Origin of the sequence: Streptococcus mitis (assembly GCF_001579045.1) — a bacterium.
Classification (GTDB): domain Bacteria; phylum Bacillota; class Bacilli; order Lactobacillales; family Streptococcaceae; genus Streptococcus; species Streptococcus mitis_D.
Map to the genome: position 1 here is coordinate 1 of NZ_KQ970278.1, position 277 is coordinate 277.

General features: G+C 40.4%; 1 protein-coding gene. It reads left to right on the forward strand.

Going from position 1 to position 277, the window contains the following annotated elements; translation table 11 throughout:
• On the forward strand, positions 1-277 hold a 277-nt coding region (locus SMIDD28_RS10740), incomplete at both ends, for an SspB-related isopeptide-forming adhesin (protein ID WP_155719344.1).

The following is a 277-nucleotide window of genomic DNA, read 5'->3' on the forward strand; positions in this document are numbered from 1 at the left end:
AACGTTCCCACCGTGAAACCTACCAAGAAAAATCTGAATAAAGCAGGTGTTAACATCGATGGGAAACAGGTCTTGGCAGGTTCGGTCAATTACTACAAGGTGACGGCAGATTATAGTCAATACAAGGGCATTGAAGCAGATAAAGACCGTATTGGTAAAGGGTTCTATATCGTTGATGATTACCCAGAAGAAGCTGTTACCATCAATCAAGACGGTGTTCAAGTAACGGATTCTAAAGGGCAAGTAGTTAAAGGTTTGAAAATGGCTCTTTATGAAA